The sequence below is a fragment of the Halobacillus amylolyticus genome (genome assembly GCF_022921115.1).
GTDB classification, from domain to species: Bacteria; Bacillota; Bacilli; order Bacillales; family Halobacillaceae; genus Halobacillus_A; species Halobacillus_A amylolyticus.
This window is the reverse complement of record NZ_CP095075.1, coordinates 1,774,632-1,801,453: the sequence shown is the minus strand read 5'-3', so window position 1 is coordinate 1,801,453 and position 26,822 is coordinate 1,774,632. Positions and strand designations below refer to the sequence as shown.

The following is a 26,822-nucleotide window of genomic DNA, read 5'->3' as shown; positions in this document are numbered from 1 at the left end:
TTATTTTCCTAATGTGAATGGCACCGATCGGGTAGGAACGTGGGAACATTACTCCATAAGGAGGGATGCCACAGTGCCAACGTTACGAAACTGGGATTATTACAATATGACGGAGACATTTACAGAACTATACGAAAAAGCGAGCCGAGTACAAGTATTTTCTCATCTCTATGACACCATCATATCAAGAGAAAACATCCTCCTCGCTTTTCGCATGATAAAAACCAATAAAGGTTCTAAAACACCAGGTACCGATGGGAAAACCATCGACGACATGAAAGAACTATCAGAAAATGAACTCGTTACAGAAGTACGGACCAAACTAAGAAATTATCACCCGAAGAAAGTTCGCAGAGAATGGACTGAAAAAGAAAATGGTAAATGGAGACCTCTTGGGATTCCATGTATCTTGGATAGAATCATCCAACAATGTTTCAAACAAGTTCTCGAACCTATTGTAGAATCTCAGTTTTTCAAGCATAGCTACGGGTTCAGACCTCTCCGGTCTGCTCATCATGCTATGGCTAGGATACAATACTTGATTAATCAAGCGCAATTTCATTTTGTGGTTGATATAGATATTAAGAGCTTCTTTGATAATGTAAATCACTCATTGTTAAATAAACAGCTTTGGAATATGGGTATTCATGACCGCAAGGTTCTTACTTGTATCTCGAAAATGATAAAGTCAGAAATTGATGGAGAAGGCGTACCAGAGAAAGGATCCCCGCAAGGTGGAATTTTATCCCCTCTACTATCAAACGTGGTTTTAAATGACCTGGACCAATGGGTTGCAGGCCAATGGGAGGTATTTCCTCTTACCAAATCATACAGTTCTGATGATTCTAAAAGGCAGGCTAGAAAACGAACAAATTTGAAAGAGGGATACTTGGTTAGGTACGCCGATGATTTCAAAATCCTATGTCGAGATGGAAAGATTGCTCAACGGTGGTACCATGCGGTACGACTTTACTTAAAAGAGCGCTTAAAGCTGGACATCTCTCCTGAGAAATCTCAAATTGTAAACTTGAGAAAACGAGAATCTGAGTTCTTAGGTTTCACTATTCGTGCGAATAAAAAGGGTAAGAAACGGGTGGCACATACAGGCATCATTTCTTCAAAAAGAGAAAAAATGAAACAGGAAGCCAAAAAACTCATTCGAAGAATGAAGGCTTCTCCAACCGCCGAAAATGTACACCGTTATAATAGTTTTGTTTTAGGAATCCATCACTACTTCAACCGAGCGACACATGTAAACCTGGAGTTCTCACGTCTTGCATTCGATCTTAAACCATTCCTGTATAACCGTCTTCGACCAGTTGGAAAACAGGAGCATCCATTTAATCCACCCCCGATTTATAAAAAGCTTTTTAGCTTAGGGACGAAAACGTTTAGAATAAGAGATATGTATCTTTTTCCCATTGGCGGTGTTAAAACGGTCAATACTATGAACTTCAGTCCAAAGCTTTCGCTTTATACAAAGAAGGGTAGGGAAAACTTGTATAAGAAACTGCGACCCGATATTCAAAAGGAAGTTAGTTTCTTAATGAAGGCTACCCTACCAAATCGAAGTGTTGAATACTTGGATAACAGGATTAGTCGATACAGTATGAAGATGGGGAAATGTGAAATTACAGGACAATACTTGTACTCCTATAATGTCCATTGTCACCATTACATACCGAAACATCTTGGAGGAAGCGACCAGTTCCGTAACCTTCGAATCCTCCATGAAGATGTTCATCAATTAATTCATATGAAGGATGCTAAAAGGATTAAGTTTTTCCTCTACAAGTTAGGGGTTAATCAATTTAAGCTCGAGAAGATCAACCAATACCGAAAGGTATGTGAGCTGGATCAAATTGAATCATCCCGTCTCGAAGAGTAACAAGGAACTTATAATCTAGTACATATCGTTAGATGGAGCGCCGAATGCTGGGAAACTAGCACGTTCGGTGTGGAGCAGGGGAAAAGCCGGAGATAACATCAAACGCTTACCTATTGCTAACTGTTCTTTAATAAGGAATAGCGCTAATATCGCATATAAGGGCCATATTGTTTAATAACTATAATTAAAGATTTGGTACTATAAAAGAAAGCTAAAGGAGAGGGGTCAATTGCAATTTGGGTTTGGCTATAGGGAATATATTAATGGAAAGCATCAAATAACTATTATTGAGCATTTTCCAAAGGCTGAGTATGATAAACATATAAAGAATATAGAATTCATGAGATACTATGTTCGATTAAAACAAATTTTTACCTTAGCAGAAAGTAACAGTAATTCTTTTCTTCAGTATATGGCTTCGGTAAAAAAAGGTAATGCTAAATCAAATGATGAATCTGCTGTGTTAGAAGGAAATCGCCTATTAATAAATTATCTAACTTCTGCTGGCATGTTTATAGATTACGGAGAAAAAGAGCTAGGCAAGGCGCTTGGGAAGAAATACAGAATTGATTTTCAAAAGGAAACCAGTCGCTTATATGATTCTATTATCTCTTATCGTTTTATGGACTTAATGAGAAATTATGCCGTTCATTACGGCTTTCCTTTACACACATATGTAAGAAGTTTGAAGGCCCCTTCAGGACTCTTTTCTACAAAAAATGCACTTTTACAATTTAAAAAGTGGAAACATGTGAGAAGCGATATAGAAAGAATGCCTGACAACATAAGGTTAGAGCCTCATGTAGAGTTTATGCAAATGTGTATTAAACATCTTTTTGAAAAATGTATATATGATTTTTCAGCAAAACTTGTTGAAGTAATCGAGTACACCGACACCTTAGTTAAAAAAGCTGAAAAAAAACCACCCGTTTTTATTAAGTTTGAAAGCGAAGAAAAATATAGAGTAGGTGAATTTACAGCGATGCCTGTTGACATAGGAATAATTCAAGAAGCATTAACAGATTTGCGTAATCATCCAAGTATAACTATTACAGATAAGGAAAATAGAAGGCCAGAAACTCAATTAGAATTCTATTTTAATGACGAACTGATCATGAGTGGGTCTGTTAGCGATTTTAAAAGAATAGTAACTAATCAGGATAGTACTGAAGATGTTGATCCCATACTTTCGCTAGGTGATCGTTTTGCGTTAGATGACTTTCCCAAAATGGGACAATCTACAAAAGTAAGGGTTATAAAAATGCAATCAAATATGAAGCAATCAAATGGCTTTCCTGATACGATTAAATATTACTTGGAAAAATACCCCCAAGAAAATACGCCATCAACTTAAGTGGATCCTATAACCTTGCACTATTTTCAATCGTTGATATCTACTAAGTGAAAAATGATTAGTTCCTTAAATAAGCAAGTTTTATTAATATCTAAAATTGTAAAATTCCATAATCGGGCGCGATTCTGAAATAATGAATTGTGCTCTTTCTTTATGTGTAGGGCGAATAAGGATGACTTTCCATTTTGTACTTTGGTGAAACGAATCTCTTTATTCCTTCGTATCATTAGAGGGTGTACCATCTTATTAATAGCAAAGGGTTAATTATGGTCTCACCTATAAACGTCATTATGTATCTCGTTTTAACCGCAGTTGTGTTTTATACCTGTTACATAATATTGCAGAAAGGCTTGGTTATGTCTTTAGTTGGCACTGCTTTTGTCCCATTCATAGGTGTAATTGCTTGGGGGGGCAAAGTTGGTTAGAAAAGAAGAATGCAGGATTTATGAAAAGAACTGCTATTGAATTAATCTCAGCCAATTTTATACTATTTACTGTGCAAATAGTTATATTCTCGAATGATTTTTCTAGCTTTCTTATAAGTGGTATTAGTGTCACAGTGGTTTATGGCGGCTTAAATTATATGAGGTACATACGTAAATTTAGATGAATCTTTTCTTCTTAGTAAATAAAGGGGGAGTGTTAAGATGGGTAAGAAAAAGAGGTTTAAAGTATTATCTTTGGTTTGTTTATTTATTTGTGTACTTGTTTGGATCCCGAACATAGTTTTTCAAATCCCAAGTCAACTATGGATGATGACTTTTGTTATTGCTCCAATTGGGATAGTATTCGCGGCGCTTATGAAGAAACGTTGGCTAATTGTGGCTAATACTTTTATGTTCTTTAGCTTTTTTATATTTATGTTTGTAGGGTACTTTGTTAGTTACATAACTGATGGAAATCCTTAAATCCAATTTATAGATATTGGTCGCTTGTTGAACAAGGCGTCCTTTTTGAATCGGGCCATATTGTTGAGGGGAAATTCAGAAAGAAAAAATGAAGGTGGTATGAAATATGATTGATGCTGGTTGGCTTAACGTCGGCAGTTTGATACTTGGGTTAGTAGCTTGGATAATTCCTATTATTAATCTTGCGGGAGATAAAAAACAGAAGAATATGAAATGGATTGCTCTTTCTATTATCAGTTTCAGCGCTTGCGCTATCGCAATATGTTTACAAATTTTTTATAACCTTCACTTGGTAAAAATTGAAGACTGGGCTGCTCTGATGGATACAATGCGTGGTGTAGCTGTTGCTTCAACAGTACTTGTCATTGTTACCATTTTATTAAATGCACTTACGTTGTTTTTATATCGGGATAGGGGCGCATTGTAAAACAATCGGTCGCGTTTATCGAATAACGGGTCCTTCTGTATAGGGACAGAGTGTGGAACAACTTCCTTGGTGCAAACTAGAGATTATTTAAACAATGTGAGAAAGGCTGTGAAGTTATTTGAGAGGTTATAAGGCAATGCTATTCGATTTAGATGATACCTTACTTGATAGGGATGAGGCAGTAGATAAAATGTTTTTAATTATTTTAGAAAAGTGTTATGGGGATGTTAAGCATTCAGTGAAAAATGAAATGCTGCAAAAATTCAAGGAATATGATAGTAGAGGCTATGGCTATGGTGATAAAACCAAGGTTTTGGAATCATTTTTTGATGAATTTCCACCAAAATATAGATTGCCACGCAATTACATTCAGGATTTTTGGAATAATAATTTCCCTCAATGTTTTACTATAAGCCAAAGTACTATGAGTGTCGTAAATGCTATAAAGAAGCAAGTTAAAGTTGCAGTTATAACAAACGGCTCAACTCAGAGACAAAAAGCCAAAATAATGAATACTAATTTAAATAGTTGTTTTGATATAATAATTATTTCTGAAGAAGTTGGATTTAGTAAACCTGACAAACGTATATTTGAATTAGCATTAAATAAGCTTGATGTGCAACCGGAATCTGCATTATTCGTTGGAGATAACATAGAAAAGGATATTGGTGGTTGTCAAAATGCAAATATAAACGGCATATGGTTCAATCCTCACATGATCAAGAATGATACTGTATTAAAACCATATGCCGAGATTAATTCTTTTGATAGGCTATTAAGTTATTTTACATAGTAAGCAACCCTGGAGTTTCGGACTCCAACGTGGTATTCAAAATGGTTCTAACGTAAAAAGAACATAAAAGACGTTGTAGATTAAGCAAACGGAGCGCGATTATCCAGTAATAGATAGTCGCCTCTTTCTTTTAACCAACGTTTAGAGAGAGATGTTACAATAATAGGACTATATGTGTAGGAGTGTAATTATGAAAAAGACCAGACTTATTTTTTTGGGACTATTATTTCTATGTGCTTGTTCTACAGCTGAGAAAGTGGAAACAGATGACACAGAAAAGACTAGCGAGAATGATGAAACAACCATAACAACTTATGAGTTCAAACAAGAACAGGATACACAGGACAAAAGAAATTGGTTAGCTCCACATACTTATCAGCTAACGGTTGATGATTCTTTCGAAAGGATTTCAAAATATGTAATAAGTACGACCGAAGAAAGAATGTTTTTTTGGCATCAGCCCTCAGCAAACGAATTTCAATTTACACTTGAGACAACTACAGAAAGTCTTCAAAAAGAAGTGCCGACGATTGATATTAGACCGATGAATAAAAATAGTTATGTCTATATGCAAGAATATTTCTCTTTGGGTGAGGATTTTACAGAAGCTGAAATCCAAGAGATCACGGAAGATGTAACGCAAAAGGTAGAAGAAAAGTCTGAAGAGCATATTGAAGAAATGAAAGATAATTCAATAGAGAGGTTGGAGGGCGATCCTACTGTTTACACCAATAAAGACTATGATCTCAAACCTTTCACCTATATGGTTGAACACGAATCGGAACAAGGCGTCATTTATTACGAATTGTTTGGGAAACTTGATAAGGCTTATGTTCAAGCTACCTTGTCGATCCCCCCAAAAATGAAAGAAAAGCTGTTTGAGCCTATGCTGGCTTCTGTAAAAACAATGACATACAAAGAGGAAGAGTTTAAAAATAACCCAGTTCTAGATGAACCTACCCAATTGTCCTATGAACCTGCAGAGAATCTTAAAGTGAGCTATCCCGAAGTAGGTTATTCCTTTGAAATACCGGAAGCTGCCACTTTCAGGTACTCATTTCCAACCTTCCATACCTACCGTTATACGTTTGACACGATTTATGAAGAATCCATAGAAAGAGAGCATTTTAGCTTAAACAGTTCGGAATTAATTGTCCGCGTCGCAAAGCAGGAAAATGCCAGAAACCGGGAAGAGGAGATGCGAACGAAGCAGCTTAGTGATTTTGTTGCCTATCAGCATGACTACGCTCGGTCGATCACGTATTTACACGAAAAGGAAGGTTTCGAAACAGGTGTGTTCACGACTGGCGTTCGAGTCGAATTTGATGGCTATGAAGAATACTGGTTTTTAACGGAAGTTGACGGTCATGTGTATGAAGTCACTTTTGATATTGCTTTTGATGCCCCAAAGTATGACGAATTGTTAGAAAGTTATTTAAAAGTCGTTCGATCATTTGAGCTTACAAATCTAGACAAGTAGGACATTATCTTGATATCGAGTCTTAAGGGGCGCAAAAATTGAATAACTAGCTGCCTATGTTCAGTCTGCCTTATTGTTTTTACAGCTATCGGTGCAGGTTACTTCAAGAGGGGGAATGAGTAATGGAGGCATTCGAACTTAGCTTTAAAAATAAACGTGTAAGAATATGGTTTATAGGGGTGCTTCCTGTAATCATACTATCAGGAATACTATTTTTTCCTTTACCAATAGAGTATCATTGGATCCCTTCTTTTCTCCCTATCATTGCTATAGTTATCTTTTATGCTTGGGTCAAATTTGATAAAAATAAAAGGTAACTATTTTATTCCATTAAAGGAGCGCAGTTCAGTATTAGCGCCTAAATTGAAGATAAGGTCCAGACCATTGGGAATCAGATTGTAGGTATATAGTTCAAGGGGGAGGATTTGATATCCTTGGTCATTTTTGCAGAAGTATTACGTGCAATTTCTTACGTAATACTTATTATTAGTGCTGGTTTCTTTTTACGACACTTGGAAAAAACTAAAAAGCAAAGAAAACTTTTAGCCTTTGAATTTACAATGTACATAATCATTCAGATTGCATTTGGCCTCTTTGGAATCAGTTTCTTGATTTCGATATTTGTTGATTGATTGTAAGAACTCATAAGTTATCTCTCATTTCCGCAAACGGACGCTTATCTGGAATAAGATAGGTGTCTTTTTTTGTTGGAGCAAGGATTGAGTTAATTACATGGTTTTGAAATAATCGGTAGTAGACAATAGAAATAGCATGAATTGAAGAAGTGATTTCATCAAGGAGGAGTATAATTTGGAAATAAAATATAATTTATGGTCATTTTATTTATTACTACTTTGTTTAGGGATTTCTTTGTATTCCTTGTATTCAAATATAAACAACACTTGGTTAATCGCACCACCGATTTACATTATCTTTCTATTTTCCATCATAGCTTTTATTTTAGGAATTAAAGGTTTTAAAGATAAAACGAATTGGTTGGAAAAATTAGGAAATTCGTTGACGGTCATTTTGTCTTTGTTACTATCCATTGTCCTTTTTCTAGCGTTTTCATTATCGATTTTTGCTTCTTCAATGGGAGCGAATAAACAAATTAAAACAATACATTCCCCTAATGATAACTATACAATTGATTTTTACCGTTGGGATGCAGGAGCAGCAGGCACATTTGGAATAAGGGGGAACTAAATGGACCACTTTGGTTTAAAAAACGAATCTATTATCAGGAAAGAACAGAGAACGTTGATGTTGAATGGGAAAGTAATGATACTGTGTCGATAAATAATCATATATTGAATTTAGATGAAGGGGATACATACGGTTATTAGTATTGGTGAAAACCTAATAAGTAAGCTCCCTGATTATAAACCCGACAGCTCCTTGGCGAATGAACACCTCATTCATTTAACATCTCTGATTGATAAAGCCAAGCATGATTTAACGGGAAATGACGACATTGAGGACATTAAGGATTGCTGTTCATGAATCATGAGAATTATTGTGAGGGCTGGTCTTGCGCTTGTCATTGTTCAAGAACAGTCGTACACAAGGGATCTATTCCCAGCCTTTAAACTATTTTCGAAGCATTATCCTGAAAAAGAGCAAGAGATGAGAACAGCGCTTTGGTACGCAATCAACCCTTTATCAAATTCAGAAGAAATATTGAAATTCTTGGATCGCTTTGGAAGTTGGATAAAGGCGGAAACAGAAAATTGGCTTAAAGTTTATAACCCAACAAGGGAAATACATCTACCGCTTTGATAATGTACTCACTTTTTTCTAGTGAAATTGGACGATTATTTTTTAATGGGAAATGGCTTTTTTAAAAGCTCCCCTAAAATTCTCCTTATCTTCTAAAGTGAATGGCTTTGGACCCTTTGTACGCTTTCCGCTTTTTCGTGCCATTGCACTCAAATAACGTGTTTGTAATAATTGGTCAATGTTGTCCTGTGTATAGCTAAACCCTTTATGGTGAAGGACCGTACACCCTTTTGCTAAGCCTAGCGAAGCAAGACCATAATCTTGGGTAACAATGATGTCTCCCATTTCTACTAACTTCATAATCCGATAATCTGCGGCTTCTGGGCCAGAATCAACATAAATGGTTTCCACTCCTGATTGTGGTTCTGCATTAGAATAATGAGAAAAACTAGTGACGAGGATAACAGGAATATCCTCATTCGTACCTTCAGAAATAATAATATCTTTTACTGGACAAGCATCTGCATCAACATAAATTTTCATCTTGATCTCTCCGTAAATAAGTTCGAATTGATAGTGATCATACTGGCAGATTAGGCTTTTGTCAAGCGATGAAGGAGTTTGACATAAGCAGCCTTTAATGAAGTTAATTTTAAAAGGATCGGTTCTATAGGAACCCATTTAATTAAGGAATCACTGGTGGAAAATAGCCGCTATCGCGAGTTAAAAAAATAAGCAGCGGCAGAAGGGTTTTCCACCTATATTTTTCCCTTTTTAGAGAAGAATAAACAGAGAAGGAGGGACGACCATTGTCGGATTTTGAGCAAATTTATAACCAGTATAAGCAAGACGGAGAACAACAGGCGTCTCAAGAGAGTCAGAACACTACTGCTGATGGGCGAGAAGAGATTGTAGCGGTACGAAAAAACGAAGAAGACGACATCATTGCGGTTCAAACGAGCAAAGGGCGGGAGCTTGATTATGTTTCCGCTTTAGAGGAAGCGAAGCAAGGTCATCTGGCACATGTGGACGTTTTTCATAAATACGGGCGCGATATTTTGCGAAGCGAGCCAGATGGCATCAAGAGCAACAACCTCGATCATTTACCGACATTTTAAATGAAGAAGAAGCCCCCGTTCGACAAGGTGGTTTCTTTTTTATATAAAAACACCTTTTTAAGTAAATCATATCAGATGAAGGAGGCGATAAAATGGCGAGGAATAAAATATTAGTTCCGGAAGCCCGAAAAGATTTAGATCTGTTAAAAGCACGGGTCATGAAAGGAAAAGGCTATGATGCCAACATGACAACCCCGAATGACGTAAAATACGAGGTCGCAAAAGAACAAGGAATTCCATTAAAAAAAGGATATAACGGTCAAATCACTTCAGAACAAGCTGGAAAAGTTGGAGGGCCAATTGGCGGAAATATGGTCAAGGAAATGGTCAAGATGGCTCAAGAAAAAATGACGAAAAAATAAAAAAATCCGCTGGTTTGAATTCACCAGCGGATCCCATTTCTATTGTTCCTGATTTCCTTTGAGCTGTTGATTCTTTCTTTTAACATCATCAATGTTGGTATCACTATAAGTTTCGGTACCATGTCCCCGCGTTGTTTTAGCCATAAATTCTTTGGCTTCATTGTATGACATACCAGAGTGCGCATTTTTCCTTTTTACCTCATCGATATTTGTACCTGCTGCGGTAAGGTTATCGTTTTCCTTCATAAAAAGCATCTCCTTTTTGTTTCTCTTACTTTCTCCCATTTAGGGATTTATTAAACAGGAACTTGGAGGTACAACCTTGTTACATTAGTAAGAAAAGCTGCAAATGGATATCCTAAGGTTAGAAAGTTTATGTAGGAGGAGAAAGCATTGCCTGATTTTTGTACCATGCTTTGTCTGGAAGATCCTCCCTCTGAAAACCAGATAAAATGTACGGACTTTCGGCCAATATGAACACGGATCGAGAATGGTATGGGGAGAAGGCGACCTGCTGGAAGCGCCTATTATCATTATTCTTGATAACCCGGAAGCACGTGAAGATCGGGAAGGAAATCCATTTGTGTGCGGGACGAGACAAGCATTACAACAGGCTGCCAATGAAGCTGGATTAACAATGAATGATCTATACGTGACATTTAATCTAAAAGGAAAACCGTTCGCAAATATGATAAAGAGGCCGCTCGTCGAATCTGTATGGTACACCTTCACCGACAGCTTCAAGCCAAACAACCCTCTCTCATGTTTTGTTTAGGTAATGGCGCGGTCCAATCTTTTCTTTGAAACACCGACGTTGACGTATAATCGTTGCGCGGCAAAGTCCACAATGTAAAAAGGTTATCAGACAGCAGACAGCAGTGGCTTACCATCCACTGGCTGTGAGACGGCGTCCTAATTTATGGTCATTATTTTTGGAGGATTAGAAGCTGCTTACCGTAAATGCATTCTATGATAAAGTTAGTATGACTGGGACAGCAGGTTCACCAGACATTACTTAATGGCAGGGAAGAATACTTTAGTAAAGAAAATCTGCATATATCGCAGTGTTTCTAAGTATAGAACCTTCTGTATGGATAAAACGAAATCGCGGGAGGATCGGAATAATAAGAAGGAATTTAAAAATAGGAGCCTCACAGGTATCTAATAAAAGGATATCCTGGGAGGCTTTTAATAAGGCTTTATAAAAATGTTCAGTAATATATATAGCTGATCAATCCTACTTCGGAAACGACTGCGTTCTATATTTCGAGCCTTGGACAGTCCTTGTTGTAGGAATTATAACCTTGCGGCCAGTTACATCGTTGTTTTTAATAATCTTAAACAAGTGTTTTGTCGCAACTTCTCCAAGATCATTTGTTGGGTTTTCTATCTGTATAATAGATGGGAATAGGAAAGATGTAATCTCTGTATTGCTGTAGCCACCAACAAGAATACCCGAGGGGGTCGAAATGGCATGCTTATCTAAACTCTTATATAAGCTCAGCAGTTTCAGATCATCTGTAGCAAAGATGGCTGTCGGGAGTCTGTAATTATCGAAAAGCTTTTGGGAATTTTCGTAAGCTTCGTTCATTGTAAAACCACAGTTGATCATGAGCTCATCTCGAACTGGGAGGTTGTTATCTTTAAGACATTGTTTATAGCCTTCTAATCGATCAATCGACACATGATATTCTTGTGGTGAATACAGACATGCAACATCTTTATGCCCTAAGTCGATCATATATTGGACGAGGTTATAGCTGTCTAAAAAGTTATTCGTATCGACAGAGTATATGTTTTGATACTCCCCGACAACTTTCCCGATGACAATCGTCGGAATGTTAAACTTATCGATTTCCTTAAAGTAATCTTCATCGGATGGGGAGCTTAGCATAATAATGCCCTTTACAATTTTGGATGCAGTTTTTGCTATACAACGTTTGATTTCTTCCACGTCATTTTGGGAGGTCTGAAGGATAACATCATAATCTTCCTCGTCAGAAAACTTCGATATGACGTGAAGAATTTCAGAGAAGAAAGGGTTGTTTTTAGTTGTGGTCGTTGACCTTGAAACGACAAGAATAGCATCGAAGCCCGAAGAAAGTCCCCGTGCAATTTTACTTGGCTGGTAGTTCAATTCTTCGATCGCTTTTTGTACCTTCTCCTTACTCTTAGCAGATATGTTAGGGTTATTATTTAATACTCTAGATACAGTCGACTTTGACACGTTCGCAGCCTTTGCTATATCGTAGATCGTCGGATTCATCATCATTCACCTCTTTATTTGGTACCGGTTCCATTTTATAGTATCAAATATATTAAAATATGTCATTCAATAAATTTTTTCTAAATTTTTTAAAAAAGGAAAAACACTTCGGATTAGGTAGGGGTTATGATGGTTTAAGTTTGCGTAAAATAAGGGTTTTGAATGAAAGATTATGTTGACAGCAAAACAAAATGTATATTATGATCTTCACAAATGGTAACGCTGTCATATTTTTTGAAAGTTTTTGGGAGCGGTCCCTAAAAGTGCGTCCAATAGAAAAAAGGGACATGGATTCCTCGGAGGTAAAATCAGCAAAAACTATTCAGGAGGCTGACACATGAAACTAAAATTGTTTGGAATACTTGCGTTCATTGTACTCTCAGCAGCTTTAATCGGCTGCTCTAGTGAAACCGGCCAATCAAAGGGGGGAAAGTAACAATTGAATTTATGCATACTTCTGTAGAGCAGGAACGCCTAAAGGTAGTAAACGGGTTAATAGAGGAATTTGAAGAGGCTAATCCTAACATCGCCATTGATCCAGTAGTTGTTGAGGAGGGCAGTCTATCGACCAAAATCATTACCCTAGCCCAAGCTAGCGAGTTACCAGAGGTTATTGAGGTGGGGCAGCAGCACGCAAAGATGCTGGATAGAAATGCTCTTGTCGATACGGAAGCTTTGAAAAGCGTCATTAGTGACATTGGTAAAGATGAGTACTTTGACGGGGCATTGAAACTCGTTCGTACTGAGGACGGGGAAGGCTTTAGAGGCATCCCGATCAGCGGGTGGGTACAAGGTATATGGTATAACAAAGAAATGCTCGCTTCTAAAGGTTTTGATGAACCACAGAACTGGGAGGAGCTGCTAGAGGTTGCGAAAGCATTTACGGACAAGGCCAATCAGAAGTATGGGATTGCCATGCCAACTGTAGAGACCGGAATGTCAGAGCAAGCCTTCTCACAGTTTGCCCTATCCAATAAGGCTAACATCTTAAATGCTAATGGTGAAATCACCCTTAACACTCCCGAGATGAAAGAAGCCTTGGAGTATTATAAGAAATTGTCGCAATATACGATGCCAGGCTCAAATGGTGTAACTGAGGTAAGAGATGCATTCATGAATGGGACAGCCCCAATGGCCATCTATTCTACGTACATTTTACCCGCTGTTTATGCACAAGGTGATCCTAGTAACCTTGGGTACGCCATTCCGAAGAAAGAACAAGAGGCTGTCTTTGGAACAGTTAGTTCTTTAACGATTCCCACTGGGCTAAAAGAGCAAAAGAAAGAAGCGGCGAAAAAGTTTGTGAAGTTCCTTTCCAAAACTGAAAATGCAACAGAATGGATTCTCATGGCTCCAGGTGGTGCTCAGCCAGTTCATAAGAGTGTCGTAGTAAGTGAAGCCTATCAATCTAACAAAGTCATTAACGCTTTTGGTGATCTATCTACTGAGATTGCCGAATCCTTTAATGAAATTCAAGTATTCGGTTTAGTAGATAATAAGAACTTTGTGAAAATGGGCCAAATTTCAAGTTCTAATGCGATTCCTATCATGGTGAATCAAGTAACCGTTGGTGATGCGAGTGTGGAAGAAGGGATGGAAGCGGCCCAAGAACAGTTGGAGAAAGTTCTTGAATAAGGGTGGTCTCTTCTGAAATGGTTGGCTGCGGATCATTATTCCCGCAGCCAAACTTTAAATCTTGTTTAGAAAGGTGGTCCATATATTGTTTAAGGTCAAACGAGAAACGTCAGATGGAAAATTAGCATTGATTTTATTATTACCGAGCACCCTTTTAATTCTATTGTTAATTGGCTATCCCATGCTCTCAAACTTCTATATTAGTTTTTTTGAGCAGCCTATTAACCCTGAATTTCCCGCAGAGTTTGTAGGGTTTGAAAACTACATAGAAACATTAACAAATATTGATTTTTATAAATCACTTGGTATTACTCTTCTATACACCCTGTTGGTGGTAGTGGGTAGCACAGGCCTGGGTCTTTATGTAGCGATCTTGTTCAATCGCCCATTTCGATTTAGGAAGGTTGCACGTTCGCTGATCATTTTATCTTATGTCACTCCGTCCATTTCACTGATCTTTGTGTGGAAATATATGTTCAATAGTGGATACGGGATCATCAATTACATTGGTGGAGATATTTTACATCTTTTCAATCAGCCTCCTCTCTGGTTTGATGATCCGACCAGCGCTTTCATTCTTGTCGTGCTATTTGCGATCTGGAGGTACTTTCCTTACGCCTTTATCGCGTTCTTAGCCATTCTTCAAACGATATCACCTACTTTATATGAAGCGGCAGAAATGGATGGCGCGAACGTCTGGCAAAAGTTTAAAGCGGTTACGTTACCTGCCATTATGCCGGTCATGCTTACGGTGATCACGTTAAGAACAATTTGGATGTTCTATATGTTTGAGGACGTCTATCTATTAACAAATAAAGTGAATGTACTAGGAGTCTATTTATATGAAACCGCATTTGCCTTTAATGACTTAGGGAAAGCATCAGCGATTTCTGTCATCCTATTCTTAGTGATTAGTACATTAATTATTGCTATTAGGAAGAAGGTGAACTTAAATGCCAGCAGTTAAGACAAGATCATCGAAAATGGCCAGAAGAGCGTCCTTCTATATAGGAGTCATCGTTCTATTATGCATTTGCTTATTTCCGTTCTTTATCATGCTAATGACGGCATTTAAAGGCTCTGAAGAAGCCATTTCAAGAAATCAGACTTTCTTCCCGAAGGATTGGACGCTCCAGCACTTTATTGACATCTTTAATCCAGCGATCTTTCCATACCTTCATTATTTACAGAACAGTTTTATCGTTTCCGTAACAGCATCTGTCATCTCTGTCGGAATTGCTATATTTGGAGCTTATGCCCTTTCAAGGCTGAACTTCAGAGGGCGCCTGGCGATCAATGCCAGCTTTTACACCGTTTATATGTTTTCAGGAATTCTTTTAGTTGTTCCATTGTTTAAAGTTATTGCCGGGCTGGGTCTTTACGATACAAAAACATCACTCATTATCGTAATGATTGTTCAGACTTTGCCAACGGCCATATTGATGTTGAATAGTTATTTTGAAACGATCCCTAAAGATTTAGAGGAAGCGGCAAAAATAGATGGATTAAATCGAGTTAAAGTAATTTTTTACATCATCATTCCGCTCTCTTTCACAGGTATAGTTTCCGTTTTTGTTTATTGCTTTATGGTTGCTTGGAATGACTTCCTCTTCGCTTCGATTTTCTTCTCGGGCGCAGAGAATTTCACATTACCTGTAGGGTTATATGCATTATTTAGTACCCCTGATTACGTTTGGGGAAGAATGATGGCCGCGTCGATTATTACCGCACTGCCTGTCGTCATTATGTATGCGATATCAGAGAACTTAATTAAAGGAAATGTAACAGATGGAGGGGTTAAAGGATGATTGCAAAAGAGGAACAAATTAAAACACTTGTCGCTACAAAACCAAGAGAAGCAGCCTTGCTGGACGTTGAGGCCCCTAATCTAGGGGAAGAAGAAGTGAAAATTAAAGTTGAATTTTCAGCTCCGAAACACGGCACGGAGGTAGTGGACTTTCGGGGAATTACTCCTTTCATGGATGAAGAGTTTTCAGAGGAGTGGAGAAGCTTTGTTCCAAGGGAAGATACCTCGGAAAAAGGAATTGTGTTCGGTGAGTTCAAGCTAGGAAATATGATAGTCGGTGAAATCGTAGAAATTGGCCATAAGGTCACGGACGTTTCGGTAGGGGATCGGGTTTGCACGTATGGACCAATCTCTGAGTATGTGATTGTGAATGCTAGTAACAACCATAGACTATTAAAAATGCCGGAGCATGGAAAGTGGCAAAATGCAGTTTGTTATGACCCTGCCCAGTTTGCGTTAGGTGCAGTGAGAGATGCGCATATTAGACCAGGGGATTGTGTCGCTGTTTCTGGCTTAGGAGCGATTGGCCAAATTGCGATTCAGCTAGTGAAAAAGATGGGAGCCAGCTTAGTAATAGGTGTTGATCCTATTGAACATCGAAGAGAGATTGCTAGAGAAGGAGGGGCCGATGTGTGCCTGGATCCCACTAGCTGCGACGCGGGTTTTGAAGTGAAAAAGCTGACGGATAAACAGGGTGTAGATGCCTGGGTTGAGACAAGCGGGATCAGCAGTGCCCTTCAGGATGCGTTAAAAGGAACCGGTTATGCTGGCACGATCTCCTATATCGCATTTGCTAAGCCTTTTCCAGAGGGTCTTAACTTTGGACGGGAAGCCCATTTCAACAATGCCAACCTTGTATTCTCAAGGGTAGCGAGTGAACCGAATCGTGATTATCCGCGCTGGGATCGGAAGCGGATCGAACGAACGTGCTGGCAGTTACTCATGAACGGTCATCTGGACTGTGAAAAAATAATTGATCCGGTTGTAAGCTTTGAAGATAGTGCAGAGGCTTATATGAAATATGTCGATCAATCACCAAATCTTAGTATCAAGCTTGGAGTCCAACACGGATAAAGAAAGGGTGGAGACTATGAAACTCGCAACGCAAAATCAGAGCTTTTTTCCTGAAGGAATCAGTGAGAAATTTCAGTACATTAAAGAGCTTGGCTTTGACGCGTTTGAGATAGACGGAAAGCTATTAGTGGATCATAAAGAGGAAATTAAAAACGCCATCGATGAAACCGGCGTTGTCGTCAATGCTGCTTGCGGCGGATATGATGGCTGGATAGGTGACTTCTCTGAAGAGAAACGTCAAAATGGCTTAAAGGAAATCACAGAAATCTTAAAAGCTCTTCAATATGTAGGAGGAAAAGGAATCGTCGTTCCAGCAGCCTGGGGAATGTTTACGTATCGCTTACCTCCAATGGAATCACCGCGAAGCCAGGAAGGGGACTGGAAAGCTGTTAGTGACTCTCTGCTTCATTTAGAAAAAGCAGCCGAGGAAACCGATACGACGATTTTTCTCGAACCTTTAAACCGTTACCAAGATCATATGATCAATACGATTGCTGATGCTAGAGCCTATATTGAAGAGAATGGGTTGCAGCACACAAAGATCATTGGTGACTTTTATCATATGAACATTGAAGAGGACAGTCTCGTCGGATCATTGCATACCAATCGGGACTTAATTGAACATGTTCATATCGCGGATAACCACCGCTACCAGCCAGGTACTGGATCGATTGATTTCGAGGAATGCTTTGCTCAGCTTCGTCAAGATAACTATGCAGGCTATGTAACGATCGAGGGACGGATCAGAGGCGAGCATCAGGAAGACGCGTATAAGCAATCGATCGCTTATCTAAAGTCATTACTGAATAGTTGAAGGAGGGAATCCATTGAATACAATGAGGGTCGCGATCATTGGTGGCGGGGATGTAGCCGAGACGAAACACCTTCCGAATTATCGGAGTTATGAAGGTGTTGAAGTCGTTGCTGTACTGAACAGAAGGGGAGAGAAGGCTTGTTCATTCGCTGAGCGCAATCAAATTGCCCATGCCTACACGGATCTGGAAGAAATGCTGAGTACGGAAAAGCCGGATATCGTCAGTGTTTGCACACCGAATAAACATCATTACCATCATGTTATGGAAGCCCTGAAAGCGAACTGTCATGTGCTTTGTGAAAAACCTCCGAGTATAGCTGCTTCTGAGGCTAAAGAAATGAATGACCTAGCGAAAGAGAAAGGCTTGGTGCTAGCTTATAACTTTCAACATCGTTTTTCAGAGGAAACGGCTATTCTGCGTAACAAAGTTCAAGAGGGGATGCTTGGTGACATCTATTACACCAAGCTCTCTGCCTTAAGAAGGTCCGGTGTACCGGGCTGGGGGAATTTTATTAGCAAAGACCTTCAAGGGGGCGGCCCCTTAATCGATATAGGTATACATATGCTGGATAGCGCATTTTTTATCATGGGATTTCCAGAGGTGAAAAAGGTAACGGCGAACATGTTTCAGAAGATTGGACCGTATAAATCAGAAGGTTCTTTTGGCACATGGAATCCTGATCAATATGAGGTAGAAGATTCGCTGTTCGGCTCGATTGAACTTAAGAACGGTGGATTGATCCATATCGACACGTCCTTTGCGCTTCATATGAAGCAAGCGAAAAAGCTGAATATTGAGTTTGCGGGAGATCAAGCGGGGGCCAGCTTGTACCCTTTAGAAATTTATACAGATGAGAATGGTGAACTCGTAACTCTGTTTGAAAAAGGCCCTGCCGATACAGATGACCGTGAACGACTTTCGATTCATTCTTTTATTCATAAATGCTTAGGATCGCAGGAAGAATGGATTGCAAACGGTGCAGAAGGATATGAAATTCAGAAACTTGTTGAATCGTTATACAGATCTGCTGAAATAGGAGAGAGTATTTATTTATGAGGAATTTGAAGCTTTCCGAAGACCATTTTGATCTCAAAAAAATAAACAAATATGCGACGCTCATGACGCTCGGAAATGGATACATGGGAATTCGGGGCACGCATGAGGAAGACTACCCGATTCAAAAACGTGGATTATTTGTCGCAGGCATTTATAACAATTCAAGCTTAGAAGACCCCGAGGAATTAGTGAACCTTCCAGATGTCATGGGGATGGATCTAGAAATTGATGGAGAAGTCTTTTCTTCATTGAAGGGAAAAACAATTTCCTATGACCGAACACTCCATATGGATAGAGGAGAACTAACGAAGGATGTTGTGTGGGAAAGGGAAGATGGATTACGTCTGCAATTTACGTTTCGCAGACTAGCAGCTAAACACGATGTCCATGTATTAGCTTCAAAAGTGAGTATTGAAAGTTTGAATAGGGACGTCTCGATTACATTGCGGACAGGCATTGATGCGCAACAAACGAACTTTGGCCGTCAGCATGTGCTGGAAGATCATGTTCAAGTCCATGACGAAACATATATGCAAGGTACGTATACAACAACACGATCGCATCAAACTATTGGCTTGTTCTCAACATGCACCTATTCAAAGAGCTGTGATGTCCATTTTTTTGCAAAAAACCGCCAGCTCTTAAGTGAATCTACAGCTGCATTAAAGAAAAACGAACCGTTTCATATGGAAAAACTCAATGCAGTGTACACGAGTATTGATCAAAAGGTCGATCGATTAACTGAGATCGGCTTAGCAAAGGTGAAACAATTATCCGAAGAAGGCTATGAACGGATTCTACAACAGTCAGAAAACGCCTGGGAGGATTTCTGGCAGGAGCGGCGAATTGAGATCCATTCCAGCAACCCAATGGATCAGCAGGCGATTGATTTTGCTCAATATCACTTGGAGATTATGGCTCCAAAGCATAACCCTAATCTCAGTGTGGCAGCCAAAGGATTAACGGGTGAAGGCTATAAAGGACACGTTTTCTGGGATGCGGAAATCTTTATTTTACCTTATCATCTTTATAATGATCCAAAGGCAGCTAAACAATTGCTGGAATACCGGTATAACAGGCTGCCAGAAGCCAGAGAGCGAGCGAAGGCAAATGGACATGAAGGGGCCCAGTTTCCTTGGGAGAGCGCACGGACGGGCAAGGAAGAGACCCCAGCTTATGCTGCAATCAATATAAAAACTGGCGAACGGCAAAAAGTGGCCTCAGCCTTAGCGGAGCATCATATTGTCGCTGATATCGCCTATGCTGTTCTTCATCATTATCACGTAACGGGTGACGAGGAGTTCATGGCAGCGAGAGGGTTAACGATGCTTGAAGAAACGAGCAAGTTTTGGCTGAGCCGCACCTCAGAACGCGACGGACAATTGCACCTTTTAAACGTCATCGGTCCAGATGAATATACGGAGTTTATTGATAATAATGCTTATACAAATTACATGGCCCATTATGTTGTAAAACAAACGCTGCAAGTATTAGATAAGTTCAATAAGCTGGATGAAGAATTTAGAAAGTCAGCGAAAGATTTTCTGAACCGTTTGTATTTACCGAAAGAGAATGCTGACCAGCTTATTCCCCAAGATGATACGTTTTTAGGAAAACCTGCGATTGACTTATCCAAGTATAAAAAGAATCAAGGCAGCCAATCGATCCTGCTTGATTACTCCAGAGGCGAAGTAAACGAGATGCAAATCTTAAAGCAAGCGGATGTCGTCATGCTGTTGTATCTCTTCCCAGATCTATTCTCTAAAGAGGTCGTGGAGAAGAACTTTAGCTATTATGAAGATAAAACGATCCATGATTCTTCCTTAAGTAAAGCGATTCATTCCATTTTGGCGATGAGATGTGATCAAGAGGAACTGGCTTACCAACTGTTTCAAGAAGCGTGCTTAATTGATCTCGGACCGAACCCTCACTCTTCAGATGAAGGGATTCATGCGGCCTCATTAGGTTCCATCTGGTTGGCCGTCTTTAGTTTCTTGAATTTATCGTTTGAACAGGAAGGGATTAAACTGAATCCTACACTTCCTGAAGCATGGTCTTCCTTTAAACTACCCCTCCATTATAAAGGCAGAGAAATTACGGTGGAGATGAATCAGAATACGTTATGTATTGAAAAAGTTGGGGGAGACCCGATTGATATGGAAATCGGGAAGCAACATTATCAGTTAATCGACCATCTTGAAATTCCCCTGCATAAGGATAATGAATTGCACAAAGAAAGGACTTAATCGATGACATCAAAACATATAGAAGCCGTCGTTTTTGATCTGGATGGGGTGATAACCGATACCGCCCATTATCATTATTTAGCTTGGAAGCAGCTGGCCGATGAATTAGGAATTCCTTTTGACGAAGACTTCAATGAAAACCTTAAAGGTGTAAGCCGAGTCGAGTCTCTCACACTGATTCTAGCCAATGGAAATCAGTCAGATGCTTATACGGATTCAGAAATAGAAGATTTAGCTAGTCAGAAAAATGAGTATTATAAACAGTTGATTCAACAACTCACCCCAGAGGACATTTTACCTGGCATGAAGGAACTTATTGAAGAGATTAGAAGTGAATCCATTCCGGTTGGGTTAGCTTCAGTATCGAAAAATGCCCAAACCGTCCTGCATGCCTTGGAAATCGAGCACTTATTTGATTACTGTGCGGATGTAGCTAAAATTAAGCAATCGAAACCAGATCCGGAAATTTTCCTAACCGTATGTGAAGCGCTGGAAGCGGATCCTGCGCAATCGATTGGGGTCGAAGATGCAAAGGTTGGTGTTCAGTCGATCCAAGGGAGCGGTATGTATGCGGTAGGTGTGGGATCCTATCTAGAACAAGCGGATTTGATGGTCAACGAGACAACAGAGCTTTCCTGGACTCAAATAAAGCAAGCTTTCTTACACAAACAGTAAAGGGGAGGGAACTTCTATGAAAGACGAACTCATCGATCAGATTGCCCATCATCTTGAAGACATTTATGGCAAAAGGGATGGCGAGGTGATCAATAAATTTCAAGAGCTGATGGAACAGTGGTCCGAAAAAGAGTGGACAACCCCAGCTGCTCCGACAGAACAGAATATTTACCTCATTACATATGGTGACAGCATATACAAAGAGGGGAAACCAACTCTCCCGACATTGCACAAATTTTTGAAGGAAGAAGTCGGCGACACTATTACGGATGTTCATCTATTACCGATGTTCCCTTACACTTCGGATGACGGCTTTTCCGTAAGCGACTATAGAACGATTCATCCAGAGTTAGGGGACTGGAGTGACATTCAAAACTTTTCCGAGGATTATCGGCTGATGTTTGATTTTGTAGCCAACCATATGTCGCAATCCAGTGAATGGTTTCAAAAATATCTTGAAAATGATCCGACGTATAAAGACTTCTTTATCCCCAAAGATCCAGAGTTTAATAGTGAGCAAGTAGTCAGACCTAGAACCTCGCCACTCTATCATGAGTACGGCACGGAAGGGAAAACAGCTTGGACAACCTTTAGTAAGGATCAAGTAGACGTTAACTTTGCGAATCCTGATGTATTAATGGAAATGACAGATATCCTGCTATCCTATGCCCATCAAGGCGCAACCAGTATCCGGTTAGATGCAATCGGCTTTATATGGAAGGAATCAGGTACGTCCTGCATTCACTTGCCACAGGCTCATGCCATTATCCAGTTATGGAATACAATCATGAATGCCTTTCAGCCGAATACCCAGATCATTACAGAGACGAACGTTCCCCACCAAGAAAATATTAGTTACTTTGGGAGCGGAACGAATGAAGCGAACATGGTGTACCAGTTTACACTGCCCCCACTCGTTCTTTATAGTTTCATGAAGCATGATGCATCAAAGCTAACCCAATGGGCTCAAACCATTGAACCCGTATCGGAAGAAGCTACTTATTTCAATTTCCTTGCCAGTCACGATGGCATAGGCATGCGCCCGACAGAGGGGTTGTTAAATGAAGACGAAAAGCAGGAGCTCGTCGATCAAGTAAAAGCTAACGGCGGAGATGTCTCATATAAAAGTAATCCAGACGGAAGTCAGTCTGTCTATGAACTTAACATCAATTATTCGGAAGCCTTAAAGAATAAGGAAGAAGACCTTACCGTAGAAGATGAAGTTCAAAAGATGCTAGCGGCCCATTCCGTTCTACTATCCGTCATCGGTGTACCCGCTATTTACTATCATTCCTTACTAGGGTCAAAAAATGATGAGGAAGGGATGGTGAAGTCAGGGATTCCACGCCGAATCAATAGAGAAAAGCTCCAAGTTGATACGATTCGTGAAGAACTCCAAGCAGATCCACGTCGGTCTGGTATTTTTTCAGGACTTCAAGAAATGATAGAGATTCGAAAAAAAGAGGCAGCCTTCTCACCATATGCGGACCAACAAGTACTCGATTTAGATCCTCGTCTTTTTGTCTTGAAGAGAATGGATCCTAAGTCAGGAGAGGAAGTTTTCTTTGTTGTGAACATGTCAAGGGAAGAGGTTGAAGTACCGCTGCCATTCAAGGGAACCAACTTATTTGATAATAGAAAAATAGAAGGTTCTGTTGTTCTTTCAGATTACGGGTATACGTGGGTTAAAAAATAGGAAGCCACTAATTTTAGAGAAATCATATTTTGAAAGCCAAGCGTCGTTCTGGGTAAACGATGGCTTGGTTTTTTTATATAGGTCTAATGTCGAAATTGTATATATGATTTATAATAAAGTTAAGCAGAACCATTATATATGCAGGGAGAGAATAATATGCCGGTTTATAACAAACTTGTACGCGATAGAATTCCAGATATCATCGAAAAAACAGGGAAGGAATTTGAAACGAAGATTCTAGATGATAAATAATACATAAATTCACTGAAGGCTAAACTTCAGGAAGAGCTAAACGAATACCTCACAGCGGAAAATGACGAGGAAGCATTAAAGGAAATGGCTGATTTACTTGAATTAATGCATGCCCTGGCAAATGTTCATGGGGCATCTATGGATAAGGTGGAGAGGATTCGTAAGGATAAAGCCGAAAAAAGAGGAGCCTTTAAAGAACAAATTTATCTCGTTGAGGTTCAGGATTGAGTAACGAAATAAAACTCCATACAGGACGACTTCTACAGGAGTATCGATTGCATCATTATTTTGAAAAGAAGGCTTGAATAAAAATTACAAAAGGGGAATGGGAACCTTTTAAATATGCGGCGAAAACAGAAAAGCAACAAGTCAAAGGCGGTCAACTCGACAAACGAGATGGCCGTCTTGTTTATTCTACAGGGAGTGTGTTTGATGTTCCCCAGACAACAGCAACTCAAAAAGATCTGCCTCAAATCTTTCCTAACAAATGGATCGATGGGGAGGTTGAAAACTACACCCAGCTTCGACAAGGGATGGAGGCTATAGCCGATAAAAACAACATACAAATTGTAGAGCCTTATGAAGAGTTAGGAGCAGCTAAAGGTGTAAGTTACACCGGGCGAGATGAAGTCGCTCTTAATCCCCGTAACTCTGAGCGACAAAACACAAAAACTCTGTTACATGAACTGACTCATGCCAAGCTTCACACAAAGGAAAACATAAATGAATACACCAAACCGGAGAAAGAATTTCAGGCGGAAATGACAGCTTATACGGTTGCTTCTTATTTCAATATTGATACCAGTGACTACTCATTAGACTATCTGCATCACTGGACCAAGGATCATGAATTTAAAGACCATGAGAGCTTATTACAAGAAGTTCAGTCAACAGCTAAAGAATTTATTACGACCATTGAAGAATCCATGGGTCAAGAAAAGGAAGGGGAGAAAACAATGAGTGTTAAAGAACCAAAACATGAAATAGAAGAAGAGAAACAAGAAAGAGAGACTTTGCCTTCAGAAAAGCTTCGGGAAATGTACCGAAGCCAGGTGAGCAAGGTTGAAAAAGATAGCGGGCCATTTGGTAAGGAAGAAAAGGTCGGAGAGGATTATTCCCATCAAGATTTCAAAGATGCTTATAAGAAGGAGCTTATGAACTTTATTGAACCAACAGTTGGAAAAGAGTTGGATAAAGAAGAAAACAACGATCGGCAAGAACGCTTAAATCAGATGCGTGCTTTTCAAGAAACTCACAGTAAAGAAGAGGTTTATCAATTCAAAAAGGAATCTCTTCAAGAATTAAAAGAGTTGCCTTTATCGGATCGTGGAGAACAACGACTATCCCAAATTGAAAGTAAGCTAGATCGAGAGTTCCATGAAGAGAAAGAAAGCACCACTTCAGAAATGAAGCATGGGAAGGGGAATAAGGGGGATTTTCATCAGAAGGAAAAACAAAAAGAAAAAGTAGAGGTTGAACGGTAGACAGGGAGTTTTCTCCCTGTCTTTTTTTATATCTACTTTTAGAGAGGAGGAAGTGCTGCATGGCCAAACATGTAAGCGCGGACCAAGTGGAGGTTGCTCTTAATGTGGATCTTATAGACTATCTGGAGCGTAAAGGGGAGCCATTGAATAGAGAAGGAAGGTATTACCGGCATCAAGTGCATGACAGCCTAGTGATTAAAGACCAAATGTATGCCTGGAATTCCAGAGACGAAAAAGGAGCTGGAGTCATTAACTTTGCCAAAATGTTTTACGGCATGAGCTTTCCAGAGGCGGTATTAGATTTAAATGAGCAAGGTTATAAAGTGAAAGACAATGTCCAAGAGCAAAAGCCTAAAGAGCCTTATCAATACCCTTTTCATTATGAAGTGAACGATAGGAAGAGAGCTAAAGATTATCTTACGAATGAACGGAAGATTCACCCAAAGATTGTTCATTGGCTTGATAATAAAGATTTAATCGCACAGGATAAGCTCGGGAATGTGGTGTTTAAGTGGAAACAGAAAGGAGAGATAGTTGGAGCGGATCGACAAGGAACCTCTCCAATGAAAGACGGGCGGATGTTTAAAGGCATTGATAGGAACAGCCATGGATCAGCTGGTTTTTCTGTGGATATTGGTAAGCCTAATTCTATTTATCTTTTTGAGAGCCAGATTGATGCGTTGTCTTACTGGAGTATTAAAAAAGGGAAGTTACAAGATACTCGATTAGTTTCCATGTCTGGGCTTAAGCGTCAGACCATGATTGATGAAATCAAACGGATGGGCAAGGAAGGTCATAAGATGAATCACATAACTTTTTGTACGGATAATGATAAGGCTGGGCGTGAGTTTGCTAATAAGTATCAACGGCTAATTAATAAAGAAGTAACTAAAATTGATTTACCTACAAATAAAGACTGGAATAGAGAAATTAAGAAAGAAAATGATTTAGTAATAGAGAGGTAGAGTGAGCAACCGAAAATCGTGTTACTTCGTGAGTGCCGGTTCGACCATGCCCTCCGGTACTACTGTTTCTTGAATAAACAGTTATCCATCCCTTATTGTTCCTAATTTTTAAGAATTAAGTTCACAGAGAAAATTATTGTTTTCTAAGAAAGAGAAGCAAATCATGTACTGATATCCTTAGGTATGGAGGGAACTAATGTATTTTAAACATAAGTTTAAGTGTTCATTAAATCCTTTTAGCATTCCTGTATAAAAAATATATCTTGATTCCTTCATTATCGATTCATGCAATTTCAAAACACTACCTGAAGTCATTGATAAGTTTGTTGAAAGATGGTTTGTTCCTCTTTTAAGAAGTAATATTGGCGAAGATAAACAAGTTAATCTGGAAATTCAGGGCTTTAAAGATATTTTCTAGACTTTAGAGTACAAGCAGCATTATCCATACTGACAAAGCACAATTAGTGTATATTCAGACTCAAAAAATGAATTCTCTTCTAGCTTAGCTGTACGGACTAGTGAATTTCATGAATGTTATTGATATTTGCCAAGATATTACAAATCCATATTGTGAAATTAAAACATGTTCCAGTTTACCTGGAAGATTCCCATATTCTTCAGATTTAAATTTCGAAGCTAAGAGAGTATATCTAATGCCATTCAAAATGATTGGGAAGAACAATACAAAATCAAATGTAATAATCTCGATAAAACGATATAATAAAAATAGCAAATATTTTTGCTATCAAAAAAGAAAATTTCTGCCTCTAGATAGAGTTTTTGAAATATAAGGAGCAATAAT

General features: G+C 39.1%; 26 protein-coding genes and 2 pseudogenes. 25 read left to right on the top strand and 3 right to left on the bottom strand.

From position 1 onward, the window contains the following. Positions 1-73: 73 nt before the first annotated feature. The 10 genes from ltrA (at position 74) to MUO15_RS09350 (ending at position 8,629) form a co-directional block, all read left to right on the top strand. Positions 74-1,888 carry a group II intron reverse transcriptase/maturase gene (gene ltrA / locus MUO15_RS09395; RefSeq protein ID WP_245033899.1) on the top strand — a complete coding sequence of 605 codons (1,815 nt, stop codon included), beginning with the start codon at positions 74-76 and terminating at the stop codon, positions 1,886-1,888. Positions 1,889-2,117: 229 nt separating this feature from the next. Further along, positions 2,118-3,242, top strand: coding sequence for a hypothetical protein (locus MUO15_RS09390; RefSeq protein ID WP_245035327.1), 1,125 nt, complete (start codon positions 2,118-2,120; stop codon positions 3,240-3,242). 647 nt (positions 3,243-3,889) lie between these two features. Continuing rightward, the gene (locus MUO15_RS09385; protein ID WP_245035325.1) at positions 3,890-4,150 is read left to right on the top strand and encodes a hypothetical protein; all 261 of its coding nucleotides are present in this window, start codon (positions 3,890-3,892) and stop codon (positions 4,148-4,150) included. A gap of 106 nt (positions 4,151-4,256) precedes the next feature. Beyond that, positions 4,257-4,577, top strand: a complete 321-nt coding sequence (locus MUO15_RS09380) for a hypothetical protein (RefSeq protein WP_245035323.1) — start codon at positions 4,257-4,259, stop codon at positions 4,575-4,577. Positions 4,578-4,713: 136 nt separating this feature from the next. After that, positions 4,714-5,370, top strand: a complete 657-nt coding sequence (locus MUO15_RS09375) for an HAD family hydrolase (RefSeq protein WP_245035320.1) — start codon at positions 4,714-4,716, stop codon at positions 5,368-5,370. Between the two features lie 190 nt (positions 5,371-5,560). After that, positions 5,561-6,850 carry a hypothetical protein gene (locus MUO15_RS09370; protein WP_245035318.1) on the top strand — a complete coding sequence of 430 codons (1,290 nt, stop codon included), beginning with the start codon at positions 5,561-5,563 and terminating at the stop codon, positions 6,848-6,850. Between the two features lie 122 nt (positions 6,851-6,972). After that, on the top strand, positions 6,973-7,167 hold the full coding sequence (locus MUO15_RS09365) for a hypothetical protein (protein ID WP_245035316.1): 195 nt from the start codon (positions 6,973-6,975) through the stop codon (positions 7,165-7,167). Between the two features lie 493 nt (positions 7,168-7,660). Next, on the top strand, positions 7,661-8,056 hold the full coding sequence (locus MUO15_RS21630) for a DUF5412 family protein (protein ID WP_256464175.1): 396 nt from the start codon (positions 7,661-7,663) through the stop codon (positions 8,054-8,056). Beyond that, complete coding sequence (locus MUO15_RS21625) at positions 8,011-8,196, top strand: DUF5412 family protein (protein ID WP_256464174.1); 186 nt, start codon at positions 8,011-8,013, stop codon at positions 8,194-8,196. The genes MUO15_RS21630 and MUO15_RS21625 overlap by 46 nt, the downstream gene beginning before the upstream one ends. Positions 8,197-8,356: 160 nt before the next feature. Then, positions 8,357-8,629 carry a hypothetical protein gene (locus tag MUO15_RS09350; RefSeq protein ID WP_245035312.1) on the top strand — a complete coding sequence of 91 codons (273 nt, stop codon included), beginning with the start codon at positions 8,357-8,359 and terminating at the stop codon, positions 8,627-8,629. Positions 8,630-8,671: 42 nt separating this feature from the next. On the opposite strand, the gene MUO15_RS09345 is transcribed toward MUO15_RS09350, so the two are convergent. Continuing rightward, the gene (locus tag MUO15_RS09345) at positions 8,672-9,112 is read right to left on the bottom strand and encodes a YaiI/YqxD family protein (RefSeq protein ID WP_245035310.1); all 441 of its coding nucleotides are present in this window, start codon (positions 9,110-9,112) and stop codon (positions 8,672-8,674) included. A gap of 266 nt (positions 9,113-9,378) precedes the next feature. On the opposite strand from MUO15_RS09345, the gene MUO15_RS09340 reads away from it, so the two are divergent. After that, positions 9,379-9,687, top strand: a complete 309-nt coding sequence (locus MUO15_RS09340; protein ID WP_245035308.1) for a DUF3892 domain-containing protein — start codon at positions 9,379-9,381, stop codon at positions 9,685-9,687. A 92-nt stretch (positions 9,688-9,779) separates the two neighbouring features. Then, complete coding sequence (locus MUO15_RS09335; RefSeq protein WP_245035306.1) at positions 9,780-10,049, top strand: alpha/beta-type small acid-soluble spore protein; 270 nt, start codon at positions 9,780-9,782, stop codon at positions 10,047-10,049. Positions 10,050-10,088: 39 nt separating this feature from the next. Here MUO15_RS09335 and MUO15_RS09330 read toward each other — a convergent pair whose 3' ends face one another. Next, positions 10,089-10,295, bottom strand: a complete 207-nt coding sequence (locus MUO15_RS09330) for a gamma-type small acid-soluble spore protein (protein WP_245035304.1) — start codon at positions 10,293-10,295, stop codon at positions 10,089-10,091. A 244-nt stretch (positions 10,296-10,539) separates the two neighbouring features. Here MUO15_RS09330 and MUO15_RS09325 point away from each other — a divergent pair, with 244 nt between their 5' ends. Next, complete coding sequence (locus MUO15_RS09325) at positions 10,540-10,824, top strand: uracil-DNA glycosylase family protein (protein WP_245035302.1); 285 nt, start codon at positions 10,540-10,542, stop codon at positions 10,822-10,824. Between the two features lie 462 nt (positions 10,825-11,286). On the opposite strand, the gene MUO15_RS09320 is transcribed toward MUO15_RS09325, so the two are convergent. Beyond that, positions 11,287-12,315 (bottom strand): LacI family DNA-binding transcriptional regulator, encoded by a 1,029-nt coding sequence (locus tag MUO15_RS09320; protein WP_245035300.1) that lies wholly within the window; start codon positions 12,313-12,315, stop codon positions 11,287-11,289. Between the two features lie 337 nt (positions 12,316-12,652). Here MUO15_RS09320 and MUO15_RS09315 point away from each other — a divergent pair. The 12 genes and pseudogenes from MUO15_RS09315 to MUO15_RS09260 all read left to right on the top strand — a co-directional run bounded on the left by MUO15_RS09315 (position 12,653) and on the right by MUO15_RS09260 (position 26,020). Then, positions 12,653-13,950, top strand: a pseudogene (locus tag MUO15_RS09315) (ABC transporter substrate-binding protein). Between the two features lie 85 nt (positions 13,951-14,035). Then, a complete protein-coding gene (locus MUO15_RS09310; RefSeq protein WP_245035296.1) occupies positions 14,036-14,917 on the top strand; it encodes a carbohydrate ABC transporter permease in 882 nt (293 codons plus the stop codon). Between the two features lie 16 nt (positions 14,918-14,933). Further along, positions 14,934-15,758, top strand: coding sequence for a carbohydrate ABC transporter permease (locus MUO15_RS09305; RefSeq protein ID WP_396266349.1), 825 nt, complete (start codon positions 14,934-14,936; stop codon positions 15,756-15,758). Positions 15,759-15,775: 17 nt separating this feature from the next. Next, complete coding sequence (locus MUO15_RS09300) at positions 15,776-16,831, top strand: zinc-dependent alcohol dehydrogenase (RefSeq protein ID WP_245035939.1); 1,056 nt, start codon at positions 15,776-15,778, stop codon at positions 16,829-16,831. A 16-nt stretch (positions 16,832-16,847) separates the two neighbouring features. After that, on the top strand, positions 16,848-17,645 hold the full coding sequence (locus MUO15_RS09295) for a sugar phosphate isomerase/epimerase family protein (protein WP_245035292.1): 798 nt from the start codon (positions 16,848-16,850) through the stop codon (positions 17,643-17,645). A 22-nt stretch (positions 17,646-17,667) separates the two neighbouring features. Beyond that, a complete protein-coding gene (locus tag MUO15_RS09290; protein WP_245035937.1) occupies positions 17,668-18,702 on the top strand; it encodes a Gfo/Idh/MocA family protein in 1,035 nt (344 codons plus the stop codon). Beyond that, positions 18,699-20,948 carry a glycoside hydrolase family 65 protein gene (locus MUO15_RS09285; protein WP_245035290.1) on the top strand — a complete coding sequence of 750 codons (2,250 nt, stop codon included), beginning with the start codon at positions 18,699-18,701 and terminating at the stop codon, positions 20,946-20,948. Before MUO15_RS09290 ends, MUO15_RS09285 begins: the two co-directional genes overlap by 4 nt. 3 nt (positions 20,949-20,951) lie before the next feature. Further along, a complete protein-coding gene (gene pgmB / locus MUO15_RS09280) occupies positions 20,952-21,623 on the top strand; it encodes a beta-phosphoglucomutase (protein WP_245035288.1) in 672 nt (223 codons plus the stop codon). A 16-nt stretch (positions 21,624-21,639) separates the two neighbouring features. Beyond that, a complete protein-coding gene (locus MUO15_RS09275) occupies positions 21,640-23,319 on the top strand; it encodes an alpha-amylase family glycosyl hydrolase (protein ID WP_245035286.1) in 1,680 nt (559 codons plus the stop codon). 156 nt (positions 23,320-23,475) lie between these two features. Then, positions 23,476-23,799: pseudogene (locus MUO15_RS09270) on the top strand (pyrophosphohydrolase domain-containing protein). Positions 23,800-23,996: 197 nt separating this feature from the next. Then, on the top strand, positions 23,997-25,055 hold the full coding sequence (locus MUO15_RS09265) for an ImmA/IrrE family metallo-endopeptidase (protein ID WP_245035284.1): 1,059 nt from the start codon (positions 23,997-23,999) through the stop codon (positions 25,053-25,055). A 59-nt stretch (positions 25,056-25,114) separates the two neighbouring features. After that, the gene (locus MUO15_RS09260; protein ID WP_245035282.1) at positions 25,115-26,020 is read left to right on the top strand and encodes a toprim domain-containing protein; all 906 of its coding nucleotides are present in this window, start codon (positions 25,115-25,117) and stop codon (positions 26,018-26,020) included. Positions 26,021-26,822: the final 802 nt, after the last annotated feature.

Coding starts and splice junctions, on each gene's coding strand:
- MUO15_RS09385 (WP_245035325.1), top strand. CDS start 3,890: ATGGGTAAGAAAAAGAGGTTTAAAGTATTATCTTTGGTTTGTTTATTT.
- MUO15_RS09350 (WP_245035312.1), top strand. CDS start 8,357: ATGAGAATTATTGTGAGGGCTGGTCTTGCGCTTGTCATTGTTCAAGAA.
- MUO15_RS09335 (WP_245035306.1), top strand. CDS start 9,780: ATGGCGAGGAATAAAATATTAGTTCCGGAAGCCCGAAAAGATTTAGAT.
- pgmB (WP_245035288.1), top strand. CDS start 20,952: ATGACATCAAAACATATAGAAGCCGTCGTTTTTGATCTGGATGGGGTG.
- MUO15_RS09320 (WP_245035300.1), bottom strand. CDS start 12,315: ATGAATCCGACGATCTACGATATAGCAAAGGCTGCGAACGTGTCAAAG.
- MUO15_RS09375 (WP_245035320.1), top strand. CDS start 4,714: ATGCTATTCGATTTAGATGATACCTTACTTGATAGGGATGAGGCAGTA.
- MUO15_RS09305 (WP_396266349.1), top strand. CDS start 14,934: ATGGCCAGAAGAGCGTCCTTCTATATAGGAGTCATCGTTCTATTATGC.
- MUO15_RS09290 (WP_245035937.1), top strand. CDS start 17,668: ATGAGGGTCGCGATCATTGGTGGCGGGGATGTAGCCGAGACGAAACAC.
- MUO15_RS09260 (WP_245035282.1), top strand. CDS start 25,115: ATGGCCAAACATGTAAGCGCGGACCAAGTGGAGGTTGCTCTTAATGTG.
- MUO15_RS09325 (WP_245035302.1), top strand. CDS start 10,540: ATGGTATGGGGAGAAGGCGACCTGCTGGAAGCGCCTATTATCATTATT.
- MUO15_RS09345 (WP_245035310.1), bottom strand. CDS start 9,112: ATGAAAATTTATGTTGATGCAGATGCTTGTCCAGTAAAAGATATTATT.
- MUO15_RS09370 (WP_245035318.1), top strand. CDS start 5,561: ATGAAAAAGACCAGACTTATTTTTTTGGGACTATTATTTCTATGTGCT.
- MUO15_RS09295 (WP_245035292.1), top strand. CDS start 16,848: ATGAAACTCGCAACGCAAAATCAGAGCTTTTTTCCTGAAGGAATCAGT.
- MUO15_RS09275 (WP_245035286.1), top strand. CDS start 21,640: ATGAAAGACGAACTCATCGATCAGATTGCCCATCATCTTGAAGACATT.
- MUO15_RS09365 (WP_245035316.1), top strand. CDS start 6,973: ATGGAGGCATTCGAACTTAGCTTTAAAAATAAACGTGTAAGAATATGG.
- MUO15_RS09330 (WP_245035304.1), bottom strand. CDS start 10,295: ATGAAGGAAAACGATAACCTTACCGCAGCAGGTACAAATATCGATGAG.
- MUO15_RS09285 (WP_245035290.1), top strand. CDS start 18,699: ATGAGGAATTTGAAGCTTTCCGAAGACCATTTTGATCTCAAAAAAATA.
- MUO15_RS09380 (WP_245035323.1), top strand. CDS start 4,257: ATGATTGATGCTGGTTGGCTTAACGTCGGCAGTTTGATACTTGGGTTA.